At 63.0% G+C, this 25,239-nt stretch carries 28 protein-coding genes; 15 read left to right on the forward strand and 13 right to left on the reverse strand.

Annotated features, from left to right (window positions below; genetic code table 11):
- Window positions 1-55: 55 nt before the first annotated feature.
- From PAN31117_RS14650 to PAN31117_RS14675, 6 genes are all read right to left on the reverse strand, one after another.
- Window positions 56-868 (reverse strand): MetQ/NlpA family ABC transporter substrate-binding protein, encoded by an 813-nt coding sequence (locus PAN31117_RS14650; protein WP_046291043.1) that lies wholly within the window; start codon window positions 866-868, stop codon window positions 56-58.
- Between the two features lie 61 nt (window positions 869-929).
- Window positions 930-1,583, reverse strand: a complete 654-nt coding sequence (locus PAN31117_RS14655) for a methionine ABC transporter permease (RefSeq protein WP_039400341.1) — start codon at window positions 1,581-1,583, stop codon at window positions 930-932.
- Entirely contained in the window at window positions 1,573-2,607 is a 1,035-nt protein-coding gene (locus PAN31117_RS14660; RefSeq protein ID WP_150738814.1) for a methionine ABC transporter ATP-binding protein, read from the reverse strand. The genes PAN31117_RS14655 and PAN31117_RS14660 overlap by 11 nt, the downstream gene beginning before the upstream one ends.
- A 160-nt stretch (window positions 2,608-2,767) precedes the next feature.
- On the reverse strand, window positions 2,768-3,190 hold the full coding sequence (locus PAN31117_RS14665) for a response regulator (protein WP_150738815.1): 423 nt from the start codon (window positions 3,188-3,190) through the stop codon (window positions 2,768-2,770).
- Between the two features lie 11 nt (window positions 3,191-3,201).
- Window positions 3,202-3,843 (reverse strand): response regulator, encoded by a 642-nt coding sequence (locus tag PAN31117_RS14670; RefSeq protein WP_150738816.1) that lies wholly within the window; start codon window positions 3,841-3,843, stop codon window positions 3,202-3,204.
- A 72-nt stretch (window positions 3,844-3,915) separates the two neighbouring features.
- Window positions 3,916-4,413, reverse strand: coding sequence for a ferritin-like domain-containing protein (locus PAN31117_RS14675; protein ID WP_246189098.1), 498 nt, complete (start codon window positions 4,411-4,413; stop codon window positions 3,916-3,918).
- Here PAN31117_RS14675 and PAN31117_RS27510 point away from each other — a divergent pair.
- Window positions 4,333-4,542 carry a hypothetical protein gene (locus PAN31117_RS27510; RefSeq protein ID WP_246189103.1) on the forward strand — a complete coding sequence of 70 codons (210 nt, stop codon included), beginning with the start codon at window positions 4,333-4,335 and terminating at the stop codon, window positions 4,540-4,542. The two genes, PAN31117_RS14675 and PAN31117_RS27510, sit on opposite strands and share 81 nt — an antisense overlap.
- Window positions 4,543-4,631: 89 nt before the next feature.
- On the opposite strand, the gene PAN31117_RS14680 is transcribed toward PAN31117_RS27510, so the two are convergent.
- Together PAN31117_RS14680 and PAN31117_RS14685 are read right to left on the reverse strand one after the other, a co-directional pair.
- Entirely contained in the window at window positions 4,632-4,793 is a 162-nt protein-coding gene (locus PAN31117_RS14680; RefSeq protein WP_039374862.1) for a DUF1328 domain-containing protein, read from the reverse strand.
- A 119-nt stretch (window positions 4,794-4,912) separates the two neighbouring features.
- Window positions 4,913-5,089 carry a DUF1328 family protein gene (locus PAN31117_RS14685; RefSeq protein WP_150577609.1) on the reverse strand — a complete coding sequence of 59 codons (177 nt, stop codon included), beginning with the start codon at window positions 5,087-5,089 and terminating at the stop codon, window positions 4,913-4,915.
- A 296-nt stretch (window positions 5,090-5,385) separates the two neighbouring features.
- Between PAN31117_RS14685 and PAN31117_RS14690 the strand changes: the two genes are divergently transcribed.
- The 5 genes from PAN31117_RS14690 (at window position 5,386) to PAN31117_RS14710 (ending at window position 9,107) form a co-directional block, all read left to right on the forward strand.
- Window positions 5,386-6,891 (forward strand): sensor histidine kinase, encoded by a 1,506-nt coding sequence (locus tag PAN31117_RS14690; RefSeq protein ID WP_174990963.1) that lies wholly within the window; start codon window positions 5,386-5,388, stop codon window positions 6,889-6,891.
- Window positions 6,892-7,109: 218 nt separating this feature from the next.
- Complete coding sequence (locus PAN31117_RS14695; protein ID WP_039400354.1) at window positions 7,110-7,316, forward strand: CsbD family protein; 207 nt, start codon at window positions 7,110-7,112, stop codon at window positions 7,314-7,316.
- Between the two features lie 109 nt (window positions 7,317-7,425).
- The gene (locus tag PAN31117_RS14700; RefSeq protein ID WP_039374867.1) at window positions 7,426-7,563 is read left to right on the forward strand and encodes an entericidin A/B family lipoprotein; all 138 of its coding nucleotides are present in this window, start codon (window positions 7,426-7,428) and stop codon (window positions 7,561-7,563) included.
- A 171-nt stretch (window positions 7,564-7,734) separates the two neighbouring features.
- Complete coding sequence (locus PAN31117_RS14705) at window positions 7,735-8,301, forward strand: hypothetical protein (protein ID WP_246189088.1); 567 nt, start codon at window positions 7,735-7,737, stop codon at window positions 8,299-8,301.
- Between the two features lie 497 nt (window positions 8,302-8,798).
- The gene (locus tag PAN31117_RS14710; protein WP_046291036.1) at window positions 8,799-9,107 is read left to right on the forward strand and encodes a hypothetical protein; all 309 of its coding nucleotides are present in this window, start codon (window positions 8,799-8,801) and stop codon (window positions 9,105-9,107) included.
- Between the two features lie 99 nt (window positions 9,108-9,206).
- On the opposite strand, the gene PAN31117_RS14715 is transcribed toward PAN31117_RS14710, so the two are convergent.
- Together PAN31117_RS14715 and PAN31117_RS14720 are read right to left on the reverse strand one after the other, a co-directional pair.
- Complete coding sequence (locus tag PAN31117_RS14715) at window positions 9,207-10,619, reverse strand: methyl-accepting chemotaxis protein (RefSeq protein ID WP_150738819.1); 1,413 nt, start codon at window positions 10,617-10,619, stop codon at window positions 9,207-9,209.
- Between the two features lie 236 nt (window positions 10,620-10,855).
- Window positions 10,856-11,776: a LysR substrate-binding domain-containing protein gene (locus tag PAN31117_RS14720; RefSeq protein ID WP_150738820.1), complete on the reverse strand. Its 921-nt coding sequence runs from the start codon at window positions 11,774-11,776 to the stop codon at window positions 10,856-10,858.
- A 140-nt stretch (window positions 11,777-11,916) separates the two neighbouring features.
- Between PAN31117_RS14720 and PAN31117_RS14725 the strand changes: the two genes are divergently transcribed.
- The 3 genes from PAN31117_RS14725 (at window position 11,917) to PAN31117_RS14735 (ending at window position 14,685) form a co-directional block, all read left to right on the forward strand.
- On the forward strand, window positions 11,917-12,708 hold the full coding sequence (locus tag PAN31117_RS14725; protein WP_150738821.1) for a sulfite exporter TauE/SafE family protein: 792 nt from the start codon (window positions 11,917-11,919) through the stop codon (window positions 12,706-12,708).
- Window positions 12,709-12,763: 55 nt separating this feature from the next.
- The gene (locus PAN31117_RS14730; protein WP_150738822.1) at window positions 12,764-13,681 is read left to right on the forward strand and encodes a carbohydrate kinase family protein; all 918 of its coding nucleotides are present in this window, start codon (window positions 12,764-12,766) and stop codon (window positions 13,679-13,681) included.
- A gap of 95 nt (window positions 13,682-13,776) precedes the next feature.
- Entirely contained in the window at window positions 13,777-14,685 is a 909-nt protein-coding gene (locus tag PAN31117_RS14735) for a LysR family transcriptional regulator (protein ID WP_150738823.1), read from the forward strand.
- A 101-nt stretch (window positions 14,686-14,786) separates the two neighbouring features.
- On the opposite strand, the gene PAN31117_RS14740 is transcribed toward PAN31117_RS14735, so the two are convergent.
- Together PAN31117_RS14740 and PAN31117_RS14745 are read right to left on the reverse strand one after the other, a co-directional pair.
- Window positions 14,787-15,893 carry an SDR family oxidoreductase gene (locus tag PAN31117_RS14740; RefSeq protein ID WP_150738824.1) on the reverse strand — a complete coding sequence of 369 codons (1,107 nt, stop codon included), beginning with the start codon at window positions 15,891-15,893 and terminating at the stop codon, window positions 14,787-14,789.
- A gap of 42 nt (window positions 15,894-15,935) precedes the next feature.
- Window positions 15,936-16,841 (reverse strand): MipA/OmpV family protein, encoded by a 906-nt coding sequence (locus PAN31117_RS14745; RefSeq protein ID WP_174990964.1) that lies wholly within the window; start codon window positions 16,839-16,841, stop codon window positions 15,936-15,938.
- 276 nt (window positions 16,842-17,117) lie between these two features.
- Between PAN31117_RS14745 and PAN31117_RS14750 the strand changes: the two genes are divergently transcribed.
- From PAN31117_RS14750 to PAN31117_RS14775, 6 genes are all read left to right on the forward strand, one after another.
- Entirely contained in the window at window positions 17,118-17,840 is a 723-nt protein-coding gene (locus PAN31117_RS14750) for a response regulator (RefSeq protein WP_370855760.1), read from the forward strand.
- Window positions 17,841-17,865: 25 nt separating this feature from the next.
- Window positions 17,866-19,164, forward strand: coding sequence for an ATP-binding protein (locus tag PAN31117_RS14755; protein ID WP_150738827.1), 1,299 nt, complete (start codon window positions 17,866-17,868; stop codon window positions 19,162-19,164).
- Between the two features lie 103 nt (window positions 19,165-19,267).
- Window positions 19,268-20,404, forward strand: coding sequence for a porin (locus PAN31117_RS14760; protein WP_150738828.1), 1,137 nt, complete (start codon window positions 19,268-19,270; stop codon window positions 20,402-20,404).
- Window positions 20,404-21,102, forward strand: coding sequence for an ABC transporter ATP-binding protein (locus PAN31117_RS14765; RefSeq protein ID WP_150738829.1), 699 nt, complete (start codon window positions 20,404-20,406; stop codon window positions 21,100-21,102). Before PAN31117_RS14760 ends, PAN31117_RS14765 begins: the two co-directional genes overlap by 1 nt.
- 39 nt (window positions 21,103-21,141) lie before the next feature.
- Window positions 21,142-22,080, forward strand: a complete 939-nt coding sequence (locus PAN31117_RS14770; protein WP_246189089.1) for an ABC transporter substrate-binding protein — start codon at window positions 21,142-21,144, stop codon at window positions 22,078-22,080.
- 2 nt (window positions 22,081-22,082) lie between these two features.
- On the forward strand, window positions 22,083-23,744 hold the full coding sequence (locus PAN31117_RS14775; RefSeq protein WP_150738831.1) for an ABC transporter permease: 1,662 nt from the start codon (window positions 22,083-22,085) through the stop codon (window positions 23,742-23,744).
- A gap of 86 nt (window positions 23,745-23,830) precedes the next feature.
- On the opposite strand, the gene PAN31117_RS14780 is transcribed toward PAN31117_RS14775, so the two are convergent.
- Entirely contained in the window at window positions 23,831-25,216 is a 1,386-nt protein-coding gene (locus tag PAN31117_RS14780; RefSeq protein WP_150738832.1) for an MFS transporter, read from the reverse strand.
- Window positions 25,217-25,239 lie beyond the last annotated feature (23 nt).

Consider the following 25,239-nt stretch of genomic DNA (forward strand, 5'->3'; position numbering starts at 1 on the left):
TTTCGTCAGGCGCATCCGAGCGGTGCGCCGTCCAGCCATCGATACGTCCCGAAACTTACCAGGCCGTCACGACCGAGCCGCCGAACTTCTGCTCGATGAACGCCTTCACTTCCGGCGAGTGGTAGGCCTTGATCAGCTTGGCGACCCACGGCTTGTTCTTGTCGGCCGAGCGGATGACCAGGACGTTGGCGTACGGGCCGTTCGCGTCTTCGATGGCGATCGAATCCTTCTTCGGGTTCAGACCGGCTTCCATCGCGAAGTTGGTGTTGATGACGGCCACGGCCACGTCGTCCAGCGAGCGCGGCAGTTGTGCGGCGTCCAGTTCCACGAACTTCAGCTTCTTCGGGTTTTCAGCCACGTCGATGGGCGTTGCCTTCAGACCGGCGTCGGCGCGCAGCTTGATCAGCCCCTGCTTTTGCAGCAACAGCAGCGCACGGCCGCCGTTAGTCGGATCGTTCGGCAGCGAGACCTTGTCGCCCGTCTTCAAATCGGCCAGCGACTTGATCTTCTTCGAGTAGATGCCCATCGGGAAGATCACCGTCTTGGCGATCGATTCGAGCTTGTAGCCACGGTCCTTCACCTGCGCGTCGAGGTACGGCTGGTGCTGGTAGCTGTTCACGTCCAGATCGCCCGACGACAGGGCTGCGTTCGGCTGCACGTAATCGCTGAATTCGATGACCTTGAGGTTCAGGCCGTCCTTGGCTGCGACCTTCTTCACTTCGTCGAAGATCTGGGCGTGCGGGCCGCCCGTCACACCGACCTTCAGGTTGATGGCGTCGGCGGCAACCGCAGGTGCTGCAAATTGCGTGGCGAAAACCGTGGCGGCGCCAACACCGGCCAGCAGCTTGAAAATCGTACGACGTTGCATGAAAAACCTCGTGTGTGTGAGTGAAGTGCCGGTTCGACCGGCAACCGTTGTTATGTGGGAATTACTTGTGGCTCAGACGCCGCACCAGCCAGTCGCCGAACGTCTGCACCAGTTGCACGAAAACGATCAGGATCAGCACCACGGTGATCATGACTTCCGGCAGGAAGCGCTGATAGCCGTAGCGGATGCCGAGGTCGCCCAGCCCGCCGCCGCCAATCGCGCCGGCCATTGCCGAATAACCGACCAGGCTCACGAACGTAATCGTCAGACCGGCAACGATGCCGGGCAACGCCTCGGGCAGCAGCACCTTCATGACGATCTGACCGGTCGTCGCGCCCATCGACTGGGCGGCCTCGATCAGGCCACGGTCCACTTCACGCAGCGCGGTCTCCACCAGACGCGCCACGAAGGGTGCTGCGGCGATGGTGAGCGGCACCACGGCGGCCATCGTGCCGATGGACGACCCGACGATCAGTCGCGTGAACGGAATCACTGCGACGAGCAGGATGATGAATGGCGTCGAGCGCACAGCGTTGACGAGAATGCCGACGATCCGGTTGGTCGGCAGGTTCTGCAACACGCCGTTGCGGTCGGTCAGGTACAGCAGTACGCCCAGCGGCACGCCCACGACCGCGCCGATCAGCCCGGAGATGCCGACCATGATCAGCGTCTCCCAAAACGATGAGACGAACAGATCGAACATTTCACTCCACATGGCTCAGCTCCTCAACGACAACGCCTTGACTGGCGAGGAACGCCATGGCTTCGGCCACGCGGGCCGGGGTGCCGCCCGCCATGACGGCGAGCGATCCGAACGCCTGCCCCTGGATCTCGTCGATCTGGCCATGCAGGATGTTGAAATCGAGTTCGTAGCGGCGAATGGCCTCGGAGAGCAGCGGCTGATCCACGCCCGCCCCAGAGAACGCCAGACGATACAGATGGTCGTGGCCATTGCCGATGCGCGACGCCACACGCTGGCGCACGCCTTCGGGCAGTTCCTGCGCAATCACGTCGCCGATCAGTGCGCGGGTGACCTCATGGCGCGGACGCAGGAACACGTCGATCACGGCACCCTGCTCGACCACGCGACCGGCGTCGAGCACGGCCACACGGTCGCAAACCTGTTTGATCACTTCCATCTGGTGCGTGATGAGCACAACCGTCAGGCCGAGTTCGCGGTTGATGCGCTTGAGCAGTTCGAGAATCGAACGGGTCGTCTCGGGATCGAGCGCAGAGGTGGCTTCGTCCGAGAGCAGCACTTGCGGCTCGCTCGCGAGCGCTCGGGCGATGCCCACGCGCTGTTTCTGACCACCGGAAATCTGCGACGGATAGCGATCCTTCTGCGCCGTGAGACCTACGAGTTCAAGCAGCGGCAACACCTTCGCGCGAATCTCTGCGGCCGACATGCCCGCGAGTTCCAGCGGCAGCGCCACGTTCTGGTAGACGGTGCGCGAGCTGAGCAGGTTGAAGTGCTGGAAGATCATGCCGATGCGGCGGCGCGCCTGACGCAGTTCGTCGGACGACAGCGAGGTCAGATCCTGACCGTCGACCCGCACCGAGCCGTCGCTGGGACGGTTAAGCAGGTTGATGACACGCACGAGCGTGCTCTTACCGGCGCCGCTTCGGCCGATGATGCCGAAAACTTCGCCGCGCTCGATCGACAGGCTGATATTGGAAAGCGCGTCGATCGGCCCCTTGGGTCCAGCAAAGCGCTGGGTAATGTTCTGGAGTTCGATCATGCAAAAAAATAGCAGCCCCACTGCCGAAACTTCCCGAACAGTGCCGCCGCCAAGACTCTATTTAGCGCAAAGGCAATATTCTAGCCCATGCGCCTAAATAGTTGAAAATAATAAAATTTGATCTCTTTATATTGAATTTCGCAGATAGAGAGTGTGGGGTTCAGGCCTGCCGCTCGTTGGCAAAATCGTCGAGCACTCTGATGACTTCGTCGAACTCCAGCGACTTGTCGAAAAAGTGCCGCACGCCCAGTTGCTGGCAGCGCTTACGGTAGGTCGCAAGCGCATAGTTGGTCAGCACGATCGCCATCAGCTTTTCCAGCATGCCCCTGCTGTGCAAGTACGAGAGCACGTCCATGCCCGAGCCGCGCCGCAACTGGATATCGACGATGACCGCGTCGAAGGAATCGTTTTCAAGGGTACGGACCGCGTCGTCAGCCGTCTCCGCCACGCCTGTCACTTCCAGCATCCCGCTCGATCCGAGCGCTTCGGACAGACTCTCGCGAATCACCGCCGAATCTTCGATCAGCAGCACCTTGAGGGGCGCACGCGTCCCTGTAAGCGTTGCTGCGTTCCCAGTTGACATGAAAGCCTCTCTCAACTGATCAGGCCGTTCTTGAGCGCGTAAAGCGTCAGATCGGCATTGGTTTTCAAATGCATCTTTTCCAGTACACGCGCGCGATAGGTGCTGACGGTCTTCACCGACAGATGCAACTCGTTGGCGATTTCAGTTGGCGTGCGGCCCTCCGCCAGCTTGCAGAACACCTGGAATTCGCGCTCCGAGAGCTGTTCGTGCATGGGTTCGTCGACCGGCTTGTCGAGCTTCTGCGCCAGCAGATCCGCCGTCACCTCGCTCACATAGCGATGACCGCGCGCCACCGTGCGAATCGCCCGAATGATTTCCTCGGGGGCCGCGTCCTTCATCAAATAACCGTCTGCACCGGCACGCAGCAGATTGACCGCGTACTGCGCTTCGGGATACGTAGACAGAAACAGCACACCCTGCTCGGGTCGTAACTGCTTGATCACGCGCAGGGTGTCGATGCCGTTCTTGTCAGGCATGGCGATATCCAGCAGCACGACATCGAATTCGGTTTCGCGCACGGCACGAATCACCTCGTCCCCGCTCGCGGCCTCGCCCAGCACCTCCATGTCCGACTCGTCGGCAATGAATTGCTTGAAGCCGGTACGAACGATGGCGTGGTCGTCGGCAATGAGGATTTTTATTGTCAGTGACATCTAAGCTCCAGAGACTGTCCCCGTCGGCCTCCTGGCCGCGCTTGAGTGAATTCGGTGCGCGCGCCATGGCCGTCACTCCCGGTCGAGCAGATCCCGCATATCGTCGGCATGCTCTTCCTCGACGGCGAGGATTTCTTCGAGCAAGCGACGGGTTGTGGTATCCCGGTCGCCCAAATAATGAATCATCTCGCGGTAACTCTCAATCGCAATACGCTCGGCGACGAGGTTTTCGCGAATCATGTCGCGCAGGGTTTTACAAGTGACGTACTCGGCGTGGCTGCGCGAGGAAAGGCTGTCCGGCGAGAAATCCGGCTCGCCGCCCAGTTGCACGATACGCGCCGCGATGCGATCCGCATGATCCTGCTCCTGTGTGGCGTGCTCGGCAAATTCGGCCGCCACCGGCTCGGCGTGAATCCCCGTGGCCATGAAATGATGGCGCTTGTAGCGCAGCACGCAGACCAGTTCGGTGGCGAGCGCGTCGTTAAGCATGTGGACGACCGCGTCGCGATCGGCCCGGTAATCTTCCGTGACGGCACCTTCGTCGAGGTGCTCACGGGCACGCTCGCGCAAGGCGCGAACGTCGATTTCGAAATCCTCTCCCGCGTGCTGGCTATGACCATTACCGGTCATCGCGTGCTTGCCCTGCTTGGCGTGCTGTTTAGCGTGCTTGGCGGTGTGCATCTGCGAATTCTCCTGTAGCGGTTTGGCGAGTTTGCCGGGGTTGGGCGAACGCATTTTCCAGATATTGCGAAGGGCGGCTCAGGCCGCCCCGCGTTCCTTGACGGTATCTATCGTCGGACCACCCCGAAGAGCAGCGTGACCAGGAAGATCACCAGGAAGATGAAGAACAGGATCTTCGCGATTTCAGCCGCACCGGCGGCGATTCCCGTGAAACCGAAAACCGCGGCGATCAACGCGATCACGAAGAAAACAACGGCATAGTGAAGCATCGCAACCTCCTTGAATGTCGATGGCCCGTTAGCCCATGTGGCAGGCGCACCGCGAACCGCTTGCCGCGAGCCACATGACTATGCTGCGGCGCAAAATACGACCGCGCCGCAGCGCACTTCTAGTCGACGATTTTCTTGGCGACGGTCAGGCCAAGCAGCAAGAAAACCACGAACAGCACCAGGAACAGCACGAACAGAATCTTCGCGATCCCGGCGGCGCCGGCGGCAATCCCGGTAAAGCCCAACAGGCCTGCCACGATTGATACCAGCGCGAACAACAAAGCCCACTTCAGCATGGCGTTCTCCTTGGTTCCATGTGTCGTTTCCCGGAGACTTTCTGGCTCCCTGCGACGGGTGCACTGCCTTGTCAGGCGGCACACCAACCCGAGGGCGCTGAATGAATATTAGAAAAATGCCGCTCGCGGGACTGCCCGCGCGGCGCTGGTTTTTGCGTAGGAATTTGCTGACAATTACCCGGATGGTGGGATTTTCGCCGTATGATCGAAGCACTCCCCGCTATCAACGGTCATTCAAACCCCGCCCAATGCCCCGATTTACGTCCTGGTTGCGTCGCCGAAGCTGGATCATCGCCATGATCGCTGCGATCGTCATCACGGTCGGCAGTCTGATCGGACTGGAATCGGCACACCGTCGTCTCGCCTCCACCTACGAAGCGGCCCTGCAAGACATGACCGCCGCCAATGAGCTCAACGAGATCATTGCGCGCACCTCGACGGTGGTCGCGAGTCAGCGCGGTTATCTGCTCACGAACGATCCGAGCTATCTGGATCCGTATCTGTCGGCCGTGCGACGCATTCGCGACCTCTCAGCGCTCGTCATCCAGCACTACAAGGATGTGGGTGACGATCAGGCCACGCGCGAATTTGCGCGCGTCATGACCTTGTTCTCGCAGCGCATCACGGCGATGGACACGGCGCGATCCGCCGTGACGCAGGGCGAAATGACGCTCGAAGAAGCATTGTCACCGGCCAATCTCGGCATTGGGACAATGGAACCGGTGCAAACCGGCATTACCGATCTCTATAACCGCGAGCTGGCCCGCGCCCGCACGGCGCAGGACGACGGCCGCTTCGATCAGGCGATCTCGGCGGTCAGCGCCGGCGCACTGTCGGTGCTGACGATTCTGCTCTTCGTATTGTTGTTCCGCTCGCTCGGCAAGCAGATGCGTCAGGAACAACTCGCCCGCGACCAGTTGCACGAGCAGCAGGCCCACCTCGACCGGCTCGTGCGTGAGCGCACCGAACAGCTAGACGAACTGGCCACCCACTTGCAGAACGTTAGTGAGGACGAGAAGACGCGTCTGTCGCGCGAATTGCACGACGAACTCGGCGCGATTCTCACGGCGTGCAAGATGGACGTCACGTGGGCGCATCACAAGCTGCGCAACGTCGATCCGGTGATTTCCGAGAAACTCGCGCGCGCGCAACGCAATCTCGATTCCGGTATTCAGACTAAGCGACGCATCATCGAGAACCTGCGCCCGACTGTGCTGATCAACTTCGGCCTCGTCACCGCGCTGCGCTCGCTCGCGGAAGAAACGGCCGATCAACAACACTGGCAGCTTGATCTCGATCTGCCTGAGGAAGACTTCGCATTGCCCGAGTCGACAGCCATCGCGCTGTTCCGCGTGGCGCAGGAAGCGCTGACAAACGCAGGCAAATACGCGCGTGCCACGACTGTGCGCATCGCGCTCGCCTGCGACGACCAGCGCGTGCGCCTCGAAGTCATCGACAACGGCATTGGACTCACGCAAGACCAGTTCAATAAGCCCAAAACGCACGGCCTGTTCGGCATGCGTCAGCGCGTCTCGGCCAAGGGCGGACGCATCGACATTCACTCGCTGCCGCAGCGCCTTGGGACTGAGATTCAGGTGGTGCTCCCATTGTGCAATCCGGCCGATGCGCTGGATATCGCGACCGAAGTCACCGAAAGCACTGTCTCCGCGCAATCGGGCGAGGCATCGTCCGAAGGCAAGACCGCCGAATCGTCGAACGCGACACCTTCGCGCGACGGCACCGACACCGCCACCACGACAGACGCCTCGCAGCCTCCCCGCCCGCCGGTCGGAATGCACTGACAGCGCAACCCGACTCCGCCTACACCGCGTTGACGTCGCGGCTGACAGCACAAACACTTCGCACTCCCTACCATGGAATCACCTGCCGACGCCCTGAAGGGCGCGGATTGTGGTTTCCGTGCGCACGCCGCGCTTTGTGCGTCCTATGTGCGCGAAATGACGGAATCGCGGACTCCCCGCAGAAGCACCTGAACTAACCCAACACTGAGGAGTAGTTTATGAACTCGGATCTGATCAAGGGCAAGTGGAACCAGCTCAAGGGCGAAGCGAAGAAGCAGTGGGGCAATCTGACCGACGACGATCTGCTGAAGATCGAAGGTAATCGCGACAAGTTCGTCGGTGTGATCCAGGAACGTTACGGCAAGGCCAAGGCCGATGCCGAGAAGGAAGTCGACACCTGGAACAACCAGCACAAGCTCTGGTAAGCCAGCGTCGCTCGCGTGAGTCATGCCGGCCGGGAGGTCGGCGTGGCTCCTCCCCCCTCGCGCGTCCTATGCGCTTCGGACGACATCATCTCTCCAAGGAGAAATCAAAATGAAACGATTGATCGCCATCGCACTGCTCTCGGGCTTCGCACTGGGCCTGGCCGGTTGCAACACCATCCACGGCGCAGGCAAGGACGTTGAAAAGGGCGGCGAAGCCATTCAGGGCGCGGCCGACCGCAACAAGTAACGCGGCACCAACCGGTGTCTGACAACACCGGAGCGCAGCACCCGACAGCATCGACATCCCCCCGATACGCGACGCACGGCGCATAGTTCATTCCCCATGCCGTCCGGGCGTCGCCCCACGCTCGCCCAATCCCCAGACTAGGAGGACTTTGAGATGTCACATCGAATCGCTATGAACGTCCTGACCTGCGCCTGCATCGCGGCGGCAGGCATGCTCGGCACAACGGCGGCCAGCGCCGCCGATGCCGCGGCCAAGGACCGTTACGACGCTGCTCAGAAATCGGCAGAAGCCGACTACAAGGCCTCCGCTGCGCGTTGCGACGACATGAAGGACAACGCGAAGAAGATTTGTGTGGAAGACGCGAAGGGCAAGGAGAAGATCGCCAAGGCCAACGCGGAAGCCGACTACAAGCAAACGCCGAAGGCCCGCTACGATGCGGCCGTCGCCAAGGCCGACGCCGATTACAGCGTTGCCAAGCTGCGTTGCGACGACAAGAAGGGTAACGACAAGGACGTCTGTGTGAAGGATGCCGACGCCGCCAAAACCAAGGCCTATGGTGACGCCAAGGTCATGCGTACGAGCCGCGAATCGTCCAAGGACACCATGGAGGCACGTCAGGATGCCAACGCCGATGCCAACAAGGCGCAGTACAAGGCGGCATTGGAGCGCTGCGACAGCATGACGGGCAATAGCAAGGACAGCTGTGTGGCCGACGCCAAGTCGCGCTATCACCAATAAAGCACGGGTCAACATCGATTAGAACGACAGCAGGTTTAGCAGGGAGGAGGAGGCGTCACGGACCGTCACCACGGGTGCGCGCCGGACGTCGGCACCGGGCGAATGTTGCGCAAGCGGCATTCGCCCGGTGTTTTTGCGCCACAGGCCGTGCGCGCCATGTAAATGAATGTAACAAGTGTCATGCGCCGCGCGCGGCGGACCGCAGCCTGTCGCTGGGGGTGATGTCAACCGAAACGAGCGCAAAGCGTTGATTCTGAATAGAATAGAGGCCTGATTTTCACGTTTGGCGGCCGCCTTTCTACGCCCGAACGTTCCCCACACCGGATGGCTTCGCATACTTTGCAACAATTGCGTTGCGCCCGCGTTTCGGAACTTCAGTAAAGTAAAGCCAAGGAATCTGACGAACCAGGGTGCCGGCGGGCACCAGGCGCGTCGAACGGCATGGTGCCGTTCGGGTGCCGTCATCAGTACGCTGCCAAGTCCGCAGGAGAAATGTCATGAAAACCAAGTTTGCCGCCCTTGCCATCGCCGGGGTCGCGCTCGCCGCGGGTGCGATCGGGACGGCGCAGGCACACGTTTCGGTCGGAATCGGTATTGGTGTACCGCTGATCGCACCGGCTCCGGTTTATGCGCCGGCACCGGTCTACGTTGCGCCGCCTCCGCCGGTCTACGTTGCACCTCCGCCCGTCTATGTCGCCCCGGCCCCGGTCTACTATGGCCCGCCGCCGGCGTACTACGGTCGTCCGTACGGTTACGGCGGCTACGGCCGCGGTTACTGGCGTCATGGCCGCTGGTACGGCTATTGATCGACGGCCGAACCGGCTAAACGCCGAAACGAAACGCGCCGCCGACTGAGAAGTCGGCGGCGCGTTTCGTTTATGAAGAAAGGCAGTATCCGGCGATGTTCAGCGTGCCACCCGATAGGCAATCCGGAAGCCGCCCCAGTGACGCCCGTTCACATAGATCGGCGCAGACGCATCCTTCATCACCACGAACTCCCCGCCCCCCATATCGCGCCGATACGTTTGCAACAACAGCGGCTTGGTGTTGCGCCCGGCCGCGGCCCCCGTGCGATCGTTGAACAGACGTCGATTGCGACAGTGCGCGGCGTTCCACACGGGATCGTTCGTCGGCGCTTGCGAGAATTTGCGGTTGTGCGTCGGCAGATAGCCGTTTTCGTCGACCGCCGCACAGAACGTGATGCGCTCGTTCATGCCGAGCAACGGTTCCTGAATCGCGGGCAGCGTCTCATCGGTAAAGCGTGTAAAGCGCGCCATCAACTGCTGCGGATTCGAGCCCGGAATCGGTTCGTAACGGCGATCGAACAATTCCTGCTCGCTGATCTTGCCCTTCGCCAGCGCCGCTTCGAAACTTTCACCGACTTGCTTGGCCGCGCGACGCACGGCCCGAATGAACGGCGTGTCTTCCGTCTCGACATCTGCCTCTGCAATCAGACCGATCAGATGCTCTGACACCGACAGCAGACCGTTGATTCGCTCGCGCGCGCTCTCGACGTGATCGGCGGAGTGCGTCACACCGTCGGCCATTTCGTCGACGTGTGCGGCGAGCGTGTTGCATTCGTTTTCGATGGCTTCGCTGGCTTGTGCGATCTGTCCGGCCTGACGGTCGAACGTATCGAGCGCCGTACCGGCCGTCTCGATCACGCTTGCGATGGCGCGGGTGCCTTCGCGGGCGTCGTTGGCGCGCGCAACGTTCGCGTTGCTCTCACGCATGAGACGCTCGGTGCGCTCGCCGAGCGCCGCCAGCGTGTGTTCGATCTGCTGCGTAGCCTCGGCCGTCTTGCTCGCGAGCAGCTTGACCTCGGTCGCTACGACGGCGAAGCTGCGTCCCGCCGCGCCGGCCCGCGCGGCTTCGATAGCGGCATTGAGGGCGAGCAGATTGGTCTGACGCGCGATAACGGAGATGCCTTCGGCGACCTTGCCGACGTGATCGAGCGCCTCGCGCAGGCCGGAGATTTCGTCCGCCATACCGGAGACGCCTTCGACAAGCCCGTGAATCGACGCGAGCGACGCGTCGGCCGTGCTGCGCGATGCTGAAATTTCTGCACTGGCGCGATCGGCCACGTCGCGGGCTTCGCGCGCCGCTCCGGCAATACGCTGATTCCCTTCGCTGGTATCGGTCGCGGCGCGGCGAAGCTCCTGAAATACTTCGGCCTGACGCTTGATGCGAACCGCGATTTCATCGACATTGCCCGCGATATCGCACAACTCCACACCGAGGGTGCCGGCGTTGTCCGCCACCTCGTTCATGATGTTGACGGTCTGCCCCGCTCCCCTTGAGCGCGTGAATAGCCCCATCGTCAGTCTCCTCGCATCTCTGATCTGCTTGTTATGACGAGGGCGAGACGGTCGCCGGAACTGCCAAAACGTAAAACGCCGGATAGACGTCTGCGCCACACGTATGGGTATCTTTTTTACCCGGTGTCGAAAAGTATAACGGGAGAAAAAACGGCTGACTTGAGGGTTTCTTCGCGTGATTCGTCCCCGTTTTCTCTATTTTTCGACGTTTATAGGGGCACCCTCTCACGCAAGGCTTACGCGGGACTTACTGCCGGGCACGACGCCCCCTTCAACGCCCCCGCCAGCGCATCAGCCAGTGCCACGACCAGCCCGCCCGCGTCGCGGCGGCGCAGCAATGCGACTTCGCTGTCGGCATTCGCGTCGTCGAGCGCAACCCGGCGCACATCCGGCCCGGCGAGCGCCGCAAGGCTCTCGGGCACGATCGCCACACCGAAACCGGCGGCGACCAGATTGACGAGGGTTGCCTTGCGCGAAGTTGCTGGAGCCGCCATCGGAAAGAAGCCATGCTGCTGACACAACTGCGCGACCCGGTAGCTCAGTCCACCGCGCTCACGGTGCGGCAGCGACACGAACGGCTCGCCCGCCAGCGTCGACACACTCACAGATGCCACGTCTGCCAGCGCATGCTCGCTGGCCACCAGTAGCAACAAGCGCTCGCGCGCAATCGTCTCGCAAACGAGCGACGGCGCGGGGCGCAGCACGGGCAATCTCACCAGCCCCAGGTCGATGCGTCCGGCCTCGACTTCGTCCTGTTGTTGCTCGGAAGACAGTGTCGAGACGTCGACGGTGACGCCCGGGTTCGCCTGAAGATGAGCACGCAGCGCGACCGGCAGCCCGCCGGCGAACGGCACGGAACTGGAATGCGCGAGCCGCACGGTGCCTTGCTCGCCGCGCGCCACACTGCGCGTGAGCGCGACAGAGCCTTCGAGTTCGGTCAGCACACGGCGTGCTTCGGTGACGAACGTCCGCCCGGCAGGTGTGAGCGTCACACCTTTCGACGAACGTTCTAGCAACACCGCCTGCAACTCCTTTTCGAGTTCGGAGATCTGGCGGCTCAACGCCGACTGCGCGACGAACAGACGCTCCGCCGCCGCGCTGAACCCGCCCGCGTCGACCACTTCCAGGAAATAACGCAACTGCCGCAGCGACACCATGACTATGCCGTTTCGAGATCGAACATCGCCACATTCTATATTGGCGCGACGCCTGCACGCGGCCCTATGCTGACGGAAAACCCACGTGTTCTCAGGCCCATGCGCCCGCACGCTTCGCATCGAATCCCAACGCCGTCACCATGCTCACAACGCTAGCCACCTCACCGCTCGACTCACTCGGCTCACTCACTGCGGCCCTTCCGACGCCTGGCCACTGGCTGATAATGAGCGCGGCGCTCGTCGTCGCCTATGTGATCTTCGGCGTCGCGGGCTTCGGCACGGCGCTCGTCGCCAGTCCCATCCTGGCTTACGCGATGCCTGTCGCCCAGATCGTGCCGATGCTCGCGCTGCTCGACTTCAGCGCGGCGTCGGGCAACGTCCTGCGCAATGCCCGCGCCGCCGACATGAGCGAGTTGCGACGCCTGCTGCCCGCCATCGTGATCGGCAGCCTGGCGGGCGGGGCGCTGCTGTTGCGGCTGCAACCGGAGGTGCTGCTTAAAGCGCTGGCGTGGTTCGTCTGCGCTTATGCGGTGTTTTCGCTGATCGGGCCGCGCGCGAAATCGCGTCTGTCCCAAGCATGGGCTATTCCGTTCGGGGCCGTGGGGGGTATGTTCGGGGCGATGTTCGGCAGCGGGGGCTTCGTCTTCGCCATCTATCTGACGAGTCGTCTGGAGCGCGTGGAGGCGATGCGCGTGACGCAGGCGACACTCATCGGCTTCAGCACGCTCTCGCGCGCCGTGCTGTTCCTGCTGGCGGGTGTCTACGCCAACGTGTCGATGCTGGTGACAGCTGTCTCGCTCGTCCCCGCGATGATCGTCGGCATGTGGCTCGGCAAGCACATCACACTGCGGCTCTCACGCCAGCAGTTCGTACGGGCGGTGAATTTCGTGGTGTTGGCCGCGGGCATCGCCTTGCTGATACGCAGCCGGTAAACATCGCGCCCACAAGCGGGTATGCTGACGGCCATTCTTACGCGACGCCCCGCTCATGTCCCTGCCCGCCCTGCTCGTCTTTGGCGAAGCCCTTACCGATCTGATCCGTCAGCCGGATAGCGACGGCCGCCAATGGATCAGCCGTGCCGGTGGTGCGTGCTGGAACGTCGCCCGGGTGACGGCGGCCATGGGCGTGGCGACGGGCTACGGCGGTGCCATCAGCACACATGCTCCGTTCGGCGCAGAATTGCTCGCGCTCTCCCGCGAGGCCGGGCTGGACGAGCGCTACTGGCAAGCCGTCGATGCGCCACCGCTCGTGGCTGTTGTGCACCGGCACGATCCGCCCGCCTACTTCTTTCTCGGTGAAGGCGCGGCCGATCTGGCATTCGATCCGGCGACCTTACCCGTCGGCTGGCAGGATGCCGCACGCGTCGCGCATTTCGGTTGCATCAGTCTCGTTCGGGAGCCGCTGGCGAGCACGCTGCTCACCATCGCCCAGACGTTGCACGACGCCGGTGTCGCGATCAGCTTCGATCCGAATCTTCGAAATCTGATGGGGCCTGCGTACTTCGCCACGTTTAGTCGCATGGCGAGACTCTCGACGTGGCTCAAGCTCTCGGTGGAAGATTTGCGCGGCCTCTATCCGATGCACACAGACGACGACGCCCTCGCCGACGTCCGTCGCATCGCCCCGCAAGCGCAGATTCTGTTGACGGATGGCGAGCGTGGCATGCGCTTGCTGCTGCCGGACGGCAGTGCCCTCGTCCAACCGGCGTTCAACGTCGAAGTGGCCGACACCGTAGGCGCAGGCGACGCCGCGATCGGTGGCTGGCTGGCCAGCCTGTCCCGGATGCCGGGCGCGCCGATCACCGTCCATTTGCGCCGGGCCGCGGCCGCCGCCGCGCTGGCCTGCACCCACACCGGCGCTCACGCGCCTGACTGGGACGACGTCGAAGCGCTCACTCGGACCTGACTTCCACCGAGATTCGGACGCAAGCGTCAAGTCAATCATCCGAATATTGGCTATGATGAGAGCCAATCATCACCCCAGCCGATAGATTCAACGATATGACGCCTGACCAATTGCTGACCTTCGCGACGGTGGCCGAACTGGGCAACATCAGCCATGCGGCGCAGGCGTTGCACCTGTCGCAGCCAGCCGTTTCCGGCCAATTGCGGCTGTTGCAGGAGTCGTTCGGCGAGCCGCTGTACCGACGTGACGGTCGCGGCATCCGCCTGACCGCCGTGGGCGAGCAGGTGGCCGTCTACGCCAACAAGCTGCGTCAGGACTACCGTCAGGCGATAGCGCTGCGCGACAGCTTGCGGGGACTGGAGACGGGCGCGCTGCGCATTGGCGCGAGTACGACGCCCGCGAGCTATCTGTTGCCATACGTCATCGCGGAATTCCATCAGCGCTACCCGGCGGTCGGGCTGCATATCGTCGACGGCAACACGAGCGAGATCGTGGCGCAGCTCGACCGGCTCGACGTCGCATTTATCGAGGGGGCGGTGCCGCCCGGGTTGTCCCCGGAGATTGCGGTGCGTCCGTGGCGCGACGACGAGATCGTGGCGATTGCGCGCGCCGATCATCCGCTCGCACAGCATCCGGCAGGCGCGTCGTTGCAGAGCATCGCGGCCTATCCGCTGATCATGCGCGAACCCGGCTCCGGTGTGCGGGCGCTGGTGGCACGCGCCTTCTCGGTATCGGGACTGGAGCCGCGCGTGGCGCTCGAACTCGCGGGGGTGGAAAGTATCAAGGAAGCCGTACGCGCAGGCATGGGCGTGGGCTTCGTGTCGGCCATGTCGATGCGTCACGAAGACGCCGCGCTTGCCACAGTGCGCATCGATCCGCCGCATGGCCTCAAGCGCTTGCTCACCGCGCTCGTGCCGCATGCCGACGCGTTATCACGTCCCACCGAGCGCTTTCTCGCTCAATGTTTTGCAGGGGACGCAGCCGATCCGGCGCAGATGCGGTGACACGTGAGAACGACCCCACCGTGCGCCGCACGGCACTCGTCGCATCGCGAAGAACCGGATCGGCGCGTCAGACCGATCCAGGGTCTGCTCCCCCTACAACCCTATTTGAAATCCCACGCCATCTGTTCTGCGACCGACGTCGCTTCGGACGACCGCACGCACACGTCCAGATAGTCGGTCACGGCAGGCGGCGGGGGCGTACCTTCGCCGAGCAGACGACGGTTGTCGAATACATAGTCGAGCGCCGCAAAAGCGCCATAGCGACGCAACGCCTTCGCCATCAGACGGCTATTACCATGCCCCAACTGGCGCGCCAGCGCAGGCGTCAGCCGGTCGATCTCCGCTTCGCCGATGTGACGGAAGCGCTCGCCAAGGGGCGCCACGCCGCGCGCTCTGGCCAGCGCCGCCTCGATTTCGCGAATCGTACGTGCGCTGCCCTCGCCCGCCGACACGTGATACAGGTCGTGACGCAGTCGGGGCAGGAACGCGAGATCGATGAGAGCATCGGCGCAGTAATCGACCGGCACGACGTCCAGACGGTCGTCGAGCCCGCACGTGAACGCACCCAGCAACTGCACCATCCGGAACATCCAGAAAATGCTGCCCGACGGCTCGCACCCGAGGCGCGTATGCCCCACGACAATGGACGGCCGCGCGATCACCAGCGGCAGACCCGGCCACTCGCTGCGCAGACGCCGTTCGGCCTCCGCCTTCGACGCCGTGTAGGCCACCACCTGATGATCGGCAAGCGCCAGCTCGTGCGACTCCTTCACCAAGCCGGACAACGCATCGCCGCACGCCATGGCGGTGCCGACATGCACGAACCGCTCCAGCACCGGCGACGCCGCGACCGCGCGCGCCAGCGCTAACGTCCCGGTCACGTTGACGGTATCGAGTTGCGGATGTGCCGAGAAGCTCGCAATCGCCCCGGCGTGAATCACATGCGTGACGCGACGCATGCGCGGGTCGTCGTCGAACGTCACCGGCTGCGCCAGATCGCCGCAAACGATGTTCGCTTCGGTGAGCGTCAGCCGATGCACAGGTGCCACGCGAAAACGGTCCATTGCGGCGCGTACACGGGCAAGACCGTCGCTGCTGGTGCGCGCACGCACGAGCAGCAATAACGACGGACCGAAGCCGTCCTTCAGAAGTTGGGCGACAACGGCGCCGCCCACAAAACCGGTACTGCCGGTGACGAGAATTCGCATGGCGATGGCCTCACAGAACGATATGCGTCGCAGATCGCCCGATCAGAACGTGTAGTCGAGCGTTGCCGCAGCCTGATAGTTGGTCTTGTTGAAGACGATGGGGCTCTTGGCCGCGTTGCCGGTGTAGCGCATCACGCCACCCGCGACTGTCGTGCTCCAGTGCTTGGTGAATTTGTGCGTCCAGTTCGCCGTCAGGCTCACGCCGTAAAGACCGCCGCCGGGAGCGTACTGACCGAAGCCGGAGTTCAGGCTCTGGTTGGCCGTCACACCGAAATAGGTTTGCGCGTATTTGCCGCTGGCGAAGTGCGCGGTAGCGCCGATGCCGACGGAATCCGCCGCCGACTTGTAGAGCACGCTATCGACCGAGAAGCGATAGATGTTGCCGCGGTCGCGGTTGGTCAGCGCAATGTCGGTCGCAACACTCACGACTGCAAGATCGCTGATTGCGTAACCGGCTTGCAACGTGGTGAAAAGCGATCCCTTGATGTTGCCCATGCCGCGCAGCTTCTTCGAACCGGAGTCGAGCCCCTTGGGGTCATCCTTACGGCCGCCGTCATACGACAGTGCGGCCGAGACGAAGAAGCCCGCTGGCAGCGACAGGCGATAGCCGATGCCGCTCAAGCCGATGAACACGCCGATGGGCGTTTGCAGCGCAAGATTCAGCGCAGGTGTCGCACGGTATTCGTCGCTCCCCATGTAGCGCGGCGAGACACCCACACCACCGCCGAGGGTGAATTCGTAGCCGCTATCCGCCGCGTTCGTGGGCAGACTCTGGTCCTGCTGAATGCCGCTGTATCGGGCAGGCTCCACAGCCAGGGCTGACGAGGTGACACCAGCGAAAAGCACGCTCGCCGCCCCGGCCGCCGCGAGGCGATGCAAATGGCGATTGCCATGAAGGCTTCGGTGGACGCTGAGATGACGGAGGGGGCTGGTGAGACGGCTTTTCATGGCACTCCTACAAAATTCGGTGAGTTTCGGTAGTGGGAAATTGGAACTTGGCATTGCGATCTGCGCATGGATCGCAAGTTGAACGCATGGTAGGCAAGAAGCCTTCGCGTGGCTGTTATCCGATTTAGGAGAGTTGTGAACAAATGTTTTCATTTGTTCGCAGGTTTGAAACGCCCGCCCGGCGGGCCTCCGGGGCAGTAAAATGCGCCTCACGGGAGTGCTGCCGGCCATCGGACGCTTAACGCCGGACGTGGAAAACCGGGCGGCACAGAAAAATTGACAGGAATAACGTCCATGTATCGAGTCTTGCTGGTCGAAGACGATGCACGCCTTGCCGCACTCGTTACCGAATATCTGCACGCCTATCGCTTCGAAGTGATGGTCGTGGGCGACGGCTCGCGAGCGCTCGAGCGGTTTCGCGCGTTTTCGCCGGACATCGTGATCCTCGATCTGATGCTGCCGGGAATGGACGGCATGGAAATCTGCCGCCAGTTGCGCGCCGTGACTACCACGCCGATCCTGATTCTCACTGCACGCGAAGACACCTACGATCAGGTGGCGGGGCTGGAAGTCGGGGCTGACGACTATGTCGTCAAGCCGGTCGAGCCGCGTTTGCTACTGGCGCGACTTCGGGCCCTGTTGCGGCGTGTGGTGCCGAGCACCGAGCTGGAACTCGAGAACGACGACGGAATCGCGTTCGGTCAGTTGCGCATCGTGCCGCGCGACCGCATGGTGTTCTGGCGCGGCGCAACGGTCGAGCTCAAGTCCAATGAGTTCAGCCTGCTCCTGATATTGGCGCGCGGCGCCGGGCGAGTCGTCACGCGCGACGAAATCCTTCAGCAGTTACGCGGCATCGAATTCGACGGCATCGATCGCACGGTGGATGTCGGCATTTACCGGTTGCGCAAACGCTTCGAAGACACGGACGGTGAACCCCAGCGCATCAAGACCGTTTGGGGCCGGGGCTATCTGTTCAGCCCTTCGGCCTGGGAAAGTTGAAGGGAAATAAAGGGAGAGTTAGGGCATGTTTCGCGTCCTGTTGAAGCTGTACGCGCTGGTAGGCATTTCTGTCGTTGCGTCGATTCTGATCATCACCTACACGTTCGGCCATCTGTTTCTGGACACCATGAACCGCTCCGCGCAAACGCAACTGGGCGGTTATGCGTGGCTGATCAACGAGAAGCTCGGCGACATTCCGGAATCCGAGTGGCCGCAGTTCGTCAAAGAATTTGCTTCGAAGACGCAGGACACCCTGACGCTCCAACCACTCAAGGACTTCCCGGTAGAACGCGAGTACCTTCGCCAGGATCTCGAAGCGGGGCTACCGATCGTGAACGGCACCGACGGCGAGCACTACGCCATGCGCCTGCGCAATTCGCAGTGGGTTCTGACGTCGGCAAGTGGTACCGATCTGAGCATGAAACAGATCAACTACCTTGCCTATGCCGTGGTGGCCTTACTCATGCTGATCTCCGTGTTGACCTGGGTGCGTTGGTACTGGTCCGATCTGAAGTCGCTCAACCGGGCGGCGATACGCTTTGGCGAAGGCGATTTCAGCTCACGTGCCAAGGTGTCGCGCTTTTCGAATATGACCGCACTCGTGCGCGTGTTCAACACCATGGCCGACCGTATCGAGCGGTCCATCAAAGCGCAGAAAGACATGATCAATGCCGTGTCGCACGAATTGCGCACGCCGATTGCGCGACTGGATTTCGGGCTGGAGATTTTGCAGCAACGGCGTCAGGAGCCGGACGCAGACGACCGGATCAACGCGCTCAAGGGCGATATCCGCGAGTTGGACGAACTGGTGACGGAGTTGCTTTCGCTTGCGCGACTCGACCAGATCACTGCGCCACCGATGCGTCAGACGGTATCGTTGCGCCTGATGTTCGACAGTCTCGCGGCGAATTGCACGGAGGTATTGGCGACGCGCTCGATTGCGCTGGACATCGCGGCCGAGCCGGGCGCGGATCGTGTGGAGGTGGAGCCGAAGCTGCTGGCGCGCGCGGTACAGAACCTGCTCAACAATGCGATGCGGCACACGTCTCGACGCATCGTCTGCGGCGCGCGGACGTGCGAGAACGGCGAGGTGATGATTTACGTGGACGACGATGGCGAGGGTGTCCCGACCGCCGAGCGGGCCCGCATCTTCGAGCCGTTCCACCGATTGGACAGCAGCCGCAACCGCGCGACGGGCGGCTTCGGCCTGGGTCTGGCCATCGTGCGTCGCATCGCGCTGCTCCACGGCGGGCGCGTGCGCGTCGAGACCTCGCCACTCGGCGGCGCCCGCTTCACGATCACGTTGCCAGCACCACCCGCCTGAAAACGCACGATCCCCCTCTTTCGGATGACGACACATTGTCATGTTCGCGACATGTTGGTCGCTTACATTGGCGGCTCAATTTAATCCCAAAGAGGACCTTGAAATGAAGCCCAACCTCCGCATCGCGGCGGCAGGGTGCTGCCTGGCGTTCGCCAGCAGCCTGCCCATGCCCGCTCTGGCCCAGTCAAACGTTCAGCTCTACGGCTTGATCGACTCGGGCGTCGAATTCCTCACCAACGCCGATAAGAACACCGCCGGTAGCGCCGTGAATCTCACGCGTGTCACGTCGGGCAACCTCGCCGGTTCGCGCTGGGGCCTGAAGGGCACCGAAGACCTCGGCGGCGGCAACAAGGCGTTGTTCCTGCTCGAAAACGGCTTCAACCTCGGTAACGGCCAATCGCTTCAGGGCGGCCGCGAGTTCGGTCGTCTGGCCTACGTCGGCCTGTCGAACAAGTCGTTCGGCACCGTCACGATCGGCCGTCAGGGCGGTGTGTTCCTCGACTGGGTGAGCAAGTTCAACCCGCTCAACAACGCCGTGTACGCCATCAAGATGCAGGACACGGCGTTCTCCGACCGTCTCGACAACAGCCTTCGCTACAGCGCCAGGCTCGGTGACTTCGAAGCCATGGTCCAGTACTCGAAGGGCTACGACGACGTGAGCTTCGGCGCGGCCAGCACCACGCCGGGCGACAACCGTCGCGCGCAGGTCGTCGACGCAGGTGTGCGCTACGCCAACGGCCCGCTCTCGTTCGTGATCGCTTACGATCAGAAGAACGGCGGCTCGACCCTGCCCAACGCAGCGATGACCTCGAAGGTCGGTGGCTACGAAGGCAACATGGACCGCCGTATCGCGGCGGCCGTGCAGTACTCGCTGCAAAGCGTCGATCTGTACGTCGGCTACCGTTACCTGAACGCCAAGGCCATCCATCTCTCGGCCCTGAATAAGAGCCCGGTGGAAGCGTCGAGCTACTACTGGATCGGCTCCACGTGGCACGCCACGCCGGCCCTCGACCTGTCGGCCACGGCCATGTATCAGGACTTCTACGGCACGAACCGCGACCCGCTGTCGTTCCAGGTCAGCGCCGACTACAGCTTCTCGAAGCGTACGGACGTCTACGTCAACATGGGCTACGTCGTGAACCGCAACGGCTCCGATCTCGGTCTGAACGGTTTCGGCACCAACGTCATCGCTGGCAAGAACCAGTTCGGTACGATGGCTGGTATCAAGCACACGTTCTGATGACGAGCGACGCTCTGCCTGCGCCGCAAGGCGTCGCCGTGTCGCTGCGCGCGCTGCACCAGACTTTCGGTGCAGCGCGCGTGCTCGACGGCATCGACATCGATGTCCCGGCCGGCACCACGACCGCTTTGCTCGGCCCCTCCGGATGCGGCAAGAGCACACTGCTCAAACTGCTCGCCGGTCTGCTCGCCCCCACCGGGGGCGAAATCCGTTTCGACGACACCGTTGTCGCCAGCGCCAGCGTCTGCCACGCCCCCGAGCTGCGCTCACTCGGCATGGTCTTTCAGGACTACGCCCTGTGGCCGCACATGAGTGTGGCCGCCAACGTGGCGTTCCCGCTGGAGATGCGCGGTGTGAAACGCACTGCGCGCGCCGAGCGCGTCGAAGAAGCCCTCACGCTCGTCGGCCTTGCCGGTCTGGGCACCCGCCGCCCGCAGGCGCTCTCCGGCGGCCAGCAGCAGCGCGTTGCGCTTGCGCGCGCCATCGTCTCGGCCCCGCGACTGCTCCTGTTTGACGAACCGCTATCCAACCTCGACCGCGATCTGCGCACGCGTTTGTGCGCCGATATCGGCGCCCTGCTCTCACGCCTTGGCACCACCGCCGTCTATGTCACCCATGACCGCGAAGAAGCCGAGGCGCTGGCCGACCAGATCGTGATCCTCGCCCACGGGCGCGTTGACAAACGTATTACGAGGTAGCCCATAATGCTCCACCGCAAAATTATCGCGACACTCACCATGGCCTTTGCTGCAAGCGTTGGCGTTCAACACGCGCATGCGCTGACCGTCTATACCGCCGGCCCCGGCAACCTCAGCAAGAAGCTCGCTGCAGGTTTCGAGAAGAAGACCGGCATCAAAGTCGATGTGTTTCAAGCCACGACCGGCAAGGTGATGGCGCGCATCGAAGCCGAACAGGCCAACCCGCGTGCCGACGTGCTCATCTCGGCCTCGTGGGACACCGCGCAGGATCTCGAAAAGCGCGGCTGGCTGGCCCCGTTCCAGAGTGCCAACGCCTCGCGCGTGCCGGCCCCGTTCAAGACGACGCATTACGTCGCGCAAGGCCTCTCCGCGCTCGGCATCGTGTGGAACGCCAAGTCGGGCACGCCGGAACCGCATGACTGGCGCGATCTGACCAAACCCGCGTATCGCAATCTCGTGACGATGCCTGACCCAGCCCTCTCCGGCGCGTCCGCCGACCTGCTGCTGGGTCTGCAAGCGCGTCTGGGTGGCGAAGCGTGGAAGCTCTTCGACGAGCTGAAGCAAAACGGCATGGTCGTGTCCGGTCCGAACGCTCAGGCACTCAACCCGGTGTTGCAAGGCGCGAAGGCCGCCGTGTTCGGCGCAGTCGACTACGTCGCCTATGCCGCCGCCGCACAGGGCGAAGCCGTGAAGGTGATCTTCCCGACGAGCGGCACGGTCATCGCACCGCGTCCGATGATGATTCTGAACACGTCGAAGCAGCAGAGCGAAGCGCGTCAGTTCATCGATTACGTGCTCTCGGAAGAAGGCCAGCAGATGGTGGCCGAAGCGTGGCTGATTCCGGCACGCGAAGACATCGCCATCAAGCGCGCGTCGTTCAAGGATCTGCGTCTGCTGCCGCAAGGCGACGCGCAATCGTCGAGCGCCTCGCGCGCCGACGTCCTGGCACGTTTCGCCAAACTCAACGGCCAGCACTAACGGTGAAATCGCTCCGACTACTGCCGACGGCGACCGTTGCAGCGCTCGCCGTCGTGGTGGCGTTGCCGGTCGTGTTCGTTCTGTTACAGGCTGTTTTTCCGCATCTCGCGCAGGGGTCGTTCGCCGATCCCTTCTCCGCTGTCTGGCCCACGCTGTCGCATGACAGCACGCTGCCGCTCGTCACCAATACGCTGAGACTCGGCGTGTCGGTGGCGCTCGGCACGGCGTTGGTCGGCGGGGCGCTCGGTGCGGTGCGCGGCCTGTTTCACGTACCGGGCGCACGGCTCTGGGATCTGTGCTTTCTCCTGCCGTTTCTGGTGCCGCCGTATCTCGCGGCACTCGGCTGGATGCTGCTGCTGCAAACGGGCGGCTATGCTCAGCAGCTCACCGGCATGGACGCCGGACAGTTCCTGTTCTCGCTGCCGGGCCTCGTCTTCGTGATGACGCTCAACATCTTTCCCGTCGTCTACTTCGCGGTGTCCCGCGCGCTCGCGACCACCGGCTCGCGACTGGCAGACGTTGCCCGCGTGCACGGTGCGTCCGCGTGGCGTGCGTTTGCACGGGTGACGTTGCCGCTCGCGCTGCCAGCGTTCGCAGCCAGCCTGTTGCTCGCGTTCACGATGGCCATAGAAGAATTCGGTGCACCCGCCGCCCTCGGTGCGCGTGCCGGTTTCTCCGTGCTGGTCACGTCCATCGAAGGCCGCTTTGCCGACTGGCCGATCGACCTGCCGGGCGCGTCGATTCTGTCTGTCGTGCTGGCGGTGCTCGCGCTCCTCGCCTTCGTGTTGCAACACCGGCTCGCAGCAGGTAAGGACTTCGAGACGCAAACGGGCAAACCCATCGCATCGCCTCCGCGCGAACTGGGCCGCTGGAAAGGTCTCGCGCTCTTCGGCTTCGCCTTCGTGGCGCTGCTGGCCACCGTGGCACCGCTGTTCTCGATTCTTGCCACGGCGTTCTCGGGCACGCTCTCGGGCGGCCTGTCGCTTGCCAACCTGACGACCGCGCACTTCGCGGCGTTGCTCGGTCAGGGCGCGGAAGGGCTTGAAGCGCTGGCGACGAGTCTGTCGCTGGCGCTGGGCACATCGCTCGTCACAGGCGTGTTGGGCTTCCTGTGTGCGTGGTGCGTCGTGAAGTCGACGATGCGAGGCCGCGTGCTGATCGACGGCCTGTCGCTGCTGCCGCATGCCTTGCCGGGCATCGTCGTCGGCGTGGGCCTGATCCTCGCGTGGAACCTGCCGTTCTGGCCCGTCACGCCGTACAACACCTGGGGCATTCTGCTGCTGTCTTACAGCTGCCTGCTGCTGCCGTATCCGGTGCGCTACACGAGCGCTGCGCTGCGGCAGACGGCGGCGTCGCTCGAAGCCGCAGCGCGCGTGCACGGTGCACCGGCGGGTGTCGCGCTGCGACGCATCACGCTACCGCTGGTGATGCCCGCGCTAGGCGCGTCGCTGATGATCGTGTTTGCGATTGCGTCACGCGAACTCGTGACCTCGCTGCTGCTCGCACCAAGCGGCGTGCAGACGGTCTCGATCTTCGTATGGCGTCAGTTCGAGCAGGGTTCCATCGGTCAGGGCATGGCGATGGGCGTCGTCTCGATGGCCGTGAGCGGCACGTTGCTCATGCTGGCGTCGCGTCTGGGGAACAAGCGCGAGCGCGCCGCCTGACCCTGACGCGGCAGGGACGAAGGGCGCGCTACCGGTATCCGGTCAGCGCGCCCTTTTCATTTCATGCGGGACAAGCCGTTATCGACTTAACGACGCCAGCGCAGCGGCCGACGCAACGGGTGCCGTTGCGGCCCCGTCGCCATCCACACCTGCCCTGCTCCGACGATTGACGAAGGGGTCCCGGACATCGCCTTCGCTTCGTCCGCTTCGTCCTTGTCGACGGTCTTGCTCGTGTCGATGAACAATGCAGCGACAACGCCCATGCCGAGCAACACCGCCGAGATGGCAAATGGCACGTTGTAGCTGCCGCTCGTCTCGATCAGGTAGCCGAACGCCACGGGCGAGATCATTCCCGCAAGACCGAAACCAGTGTTCATCATGCCGCCCGCCGTGCCCGCATACTTGCCCGCGATATCGAGCGGCAAGGTCCAGAGCACCGGATTCGTGATTTCGAGGAAGAAGAAAGACGCCGAGAGCAGGAACACCGCCACCATCGGATCGGACACCATCGTCATCGGCAACAGAAACGCCAGCGATCCGCCCATGCCGACAACCAGCACCGACACACGAGCGAAACGCAGGCGGCCCGTCGCCTTGTAGAGCTTGTCGGACACCACACCGCCCAATGTATCCCCGACCACCCCTGCGAGCAGCGGCAGCGCCGTGAACAAGGCGAGTTGCTTTAGATCGAAGCCCTGCGACTCGCGCAGATATGACGGCATCCACGTCAGATACACCCACAGCAGCCAGCCGTAACAGAAGTCGACGAACGTCACGAGCCACATGCGGCGAATGAGCTTGCGCCACGGCGTCGACGCACGCTTGGCCCGTTCGCAATCGCCCGGCCGGTAACCGATCTCGGCGGCCTCCTCCGGCGTGACGCGACGGTGTTGCTCGGGCGTGTTCGTGAACACCCTCATGTAGAGCGCGGTCCAGATCAGGCTCACCACACCCAGCACGATGAACGCCTCGCGCCAGCCGAACGCCACCACGATGGCGAGCACGACCGGCGGCGTGACCGCCCCGCCCAGACGCGCGAAGCTATGCGTAATGCCCTGTGCAAAGCCGCGCTCGCCGACGGGCATCCAGTAGGTGAAGGCGCGCGTTGCCGTGGGGAACGCACCGCCCTCTCCGATGCCCAGCAGGAAGCGCAACGCAACGAGCGCGGCGATGCTGCCCGCGAAGCCGGTCGCCAGCGTCGCCACGCCCCAAATGAGCGAAAGCACCGTCAGTACGAGCTTGGGTCCGTACCGGTCCGCCAGCCATCCACCGAAGATCTGCATCGCGGCATACGGATAGGCGAAGGCAGAAAACACGAGCCCCAGTTGCACCGTCGTCAGCCCCATCTCCTGTCGGATGAAGGGTCCGGCGACGGCAATGTTGACGCGATCGATGTACGAGATGAAATACATCAGGCACATGACCGCAAGAATGATGTGGCGCGTTTTCACGCGACCGGTACGCTTGTCCATGTTGTCTCCTATGTATTTACGTC

Origin of the sequence: Pandoraea anapnoica (assembly GCF_902459765.1) — a bacterium.
GTDB lineage: Bacteria > Pseudomonadota > Gammaproteobacteria > Burkholderiales > Burkholderiaceae > Pandoraea > Pandoraea anapnoica.

Bases quoted from the DNA above. Each gene is read 5' to 3' on its own strand.
- PAN31117_RS14765 (WP_150738829.1), top strand. From the start codon at position 20,404: ATGACGAGCGACGCTCTGCCTGCGCCGCAAGGCGTCGCCGTGTCGCTG.
- PAN31117_RS14695 (WP_039400354.1), top strand. From the start codon at position 7,110: ATGAACTCGGATCTGATCAAGGGCAAGTGGAACCAGCTCAAGGGCGAA.
- PAN31117_RS14690 (WP_174990963.1), top strand. From the start codon at position 5,386: ATGATCGCTGCGATCGTCATCACGGTCGGCAGTCTGATCGGACTGGAA.
- PAN31117_RS14755 (WP_150738827.1), top strand. From the start codon at position 17,866: ATGTTTCGCGTCCTGTTGAAGCTGTACGCGCTGGTAGGCATTTCTGTC.
- PAN31117_RS14655 (WP_039400341.1), bottom strand. From the start codon at position 1,583: ATGTGGAGTGAAATGTTCGATCTGTTCGTCTCATCGTTTTGGGAGACG.
- PAN31117_RS14670 (WP_150738816.1), bottom strand. From the start codon at position 3,843: ATGTCACTGACAATAAAAATCCTCATTGCCGACGACCACGCCATCGTT.
- PAN31117_RS14685 (WP_150577609.1), bottom strand. From the start codon at position 5,089: ATGCTGAAGTGGGCTTTGTTGTTCGCGCTGGTATCAATCGTGGCAGGC.
- PAN31117_RS14705 (WP_246189088.1), top strand. From the start codon at position 7,735: ATGAACGTCCTGACCTGCGCCTGCATCGCGGCGGCAGGCATGCTCGGC.
- PAN31117_RS14680 (WP_039374862.1), bottom strand. From the start codon at position 4,793: ATGCTTCACTATGCCGTTGTTTTCTTCGTGATCGCGTTGATCGCCGCG.
- PAN31117_RS14700 (WP_039374867.1), top strand. From the start codon at position 7,426: ATGAAACGATTGATCGCCATCGCACTGCTCTCGGGCTTCGCACTGGGC.
- PAN31117_RS14720 (WP_150738820.1), bottom strand. From the start codon at position 11,776: ATGGTGTCGCTGCGGCAGTTGCGTTATTTCCTGGAAGTGGTCGACGCG.
- PAN31117_RS14745 (WP_174990964.1), bottom strand. From the start codon at position 16,841: ATGAAAAGCCGTCTCACCAGCCCCCTCCGTCATCTCAGCGTCCACCGA.
- PAN31117_RS14665 (WP_150738815.1), bottom strand. From the start codon at position 3,190: ATGTCAACTGGGAACGCAGCAACGCTTACAGGGACGCGTGCGCCCCTC.
- PAN31117_RS14650 (WP_046291043.1), bottom strand. From the start codon at position 868: ATGCAACGTCGTACGATTTTCAAGCTGCTGGCCGGTGTTGGCGCCGCC.
- PAN31117_RS14740 (WP_150738824.1), bottom strand. From the start codon at position 15,893: ATGCGAATTCTCGTCACCGGCAGTACCGGTTTTGTGGGCGGCGCCGTT.
- PAN31117_RS14660 (WP_150738814.1), bottom strand. From the start codon at position 2,607: ATGATCGAACTCCAGAACATTACCCAGCGCTTTGCTGGACCCAAGGGG.
- PAN31117_RS14715 (WP_150738819.1), bottom strand. From the start codon at position 10,619: ATGGGGCTATTCACGCGCTCAAGGGGAGCGGGGCAGACCGTCAACATC.
- PAN31117_RS14760 (WP_150738828.1), top strand. From the start codon at position 19,268: ATGAAGCCCAACCTCCGCATCGCGGCGGCAGGGTGCTGCCTGGCGTTC.
- PAN31117_RS14735 (WP_150738823.1), top strand. From the start codon at position 13,777: ATGACGCCTGACCAATTGCTGACCTTCGCGACGGTGGCCGAACTGGGC.
- PAN31117_RS14770 (WP_246189089.1), top strand. From the start codon at position 21,142: ATGGCCTTTGCTGCAAGCGTTGGCGTTCAACACGCGCATGCGCTGACC.
- PAN31117_RS14710 (WP_046291036.1), top strand. From the start codon at position 8,799: ATGAAAACCAAGTTTGCCGCCCTTGCCATCGCCGGGGTCGCGCTCGCC.
- PAN31117_RS14780 (WP_150738832.1), bottom strand. From the start codon at position 25,216: ATGGACAAGCGTACCGGTCGCGTGAAAACGCGCCACATCATTCTTGCG.
- PAN31117_RS14730 (WP_150738822.1), top strand. From the start codon at position 12,764: ATGTCCCTGCCCGCCCTGCTCGTCTTTGGCGAAGCCCTTACCGATCTG.
- PAN31117_RS14725 (WP_150738821.1), top strand. From the start codon at position 11,917: ATGCTCACAACGCTAGCCACCTCACCGCTCGACTCACTCGGCTCACTC.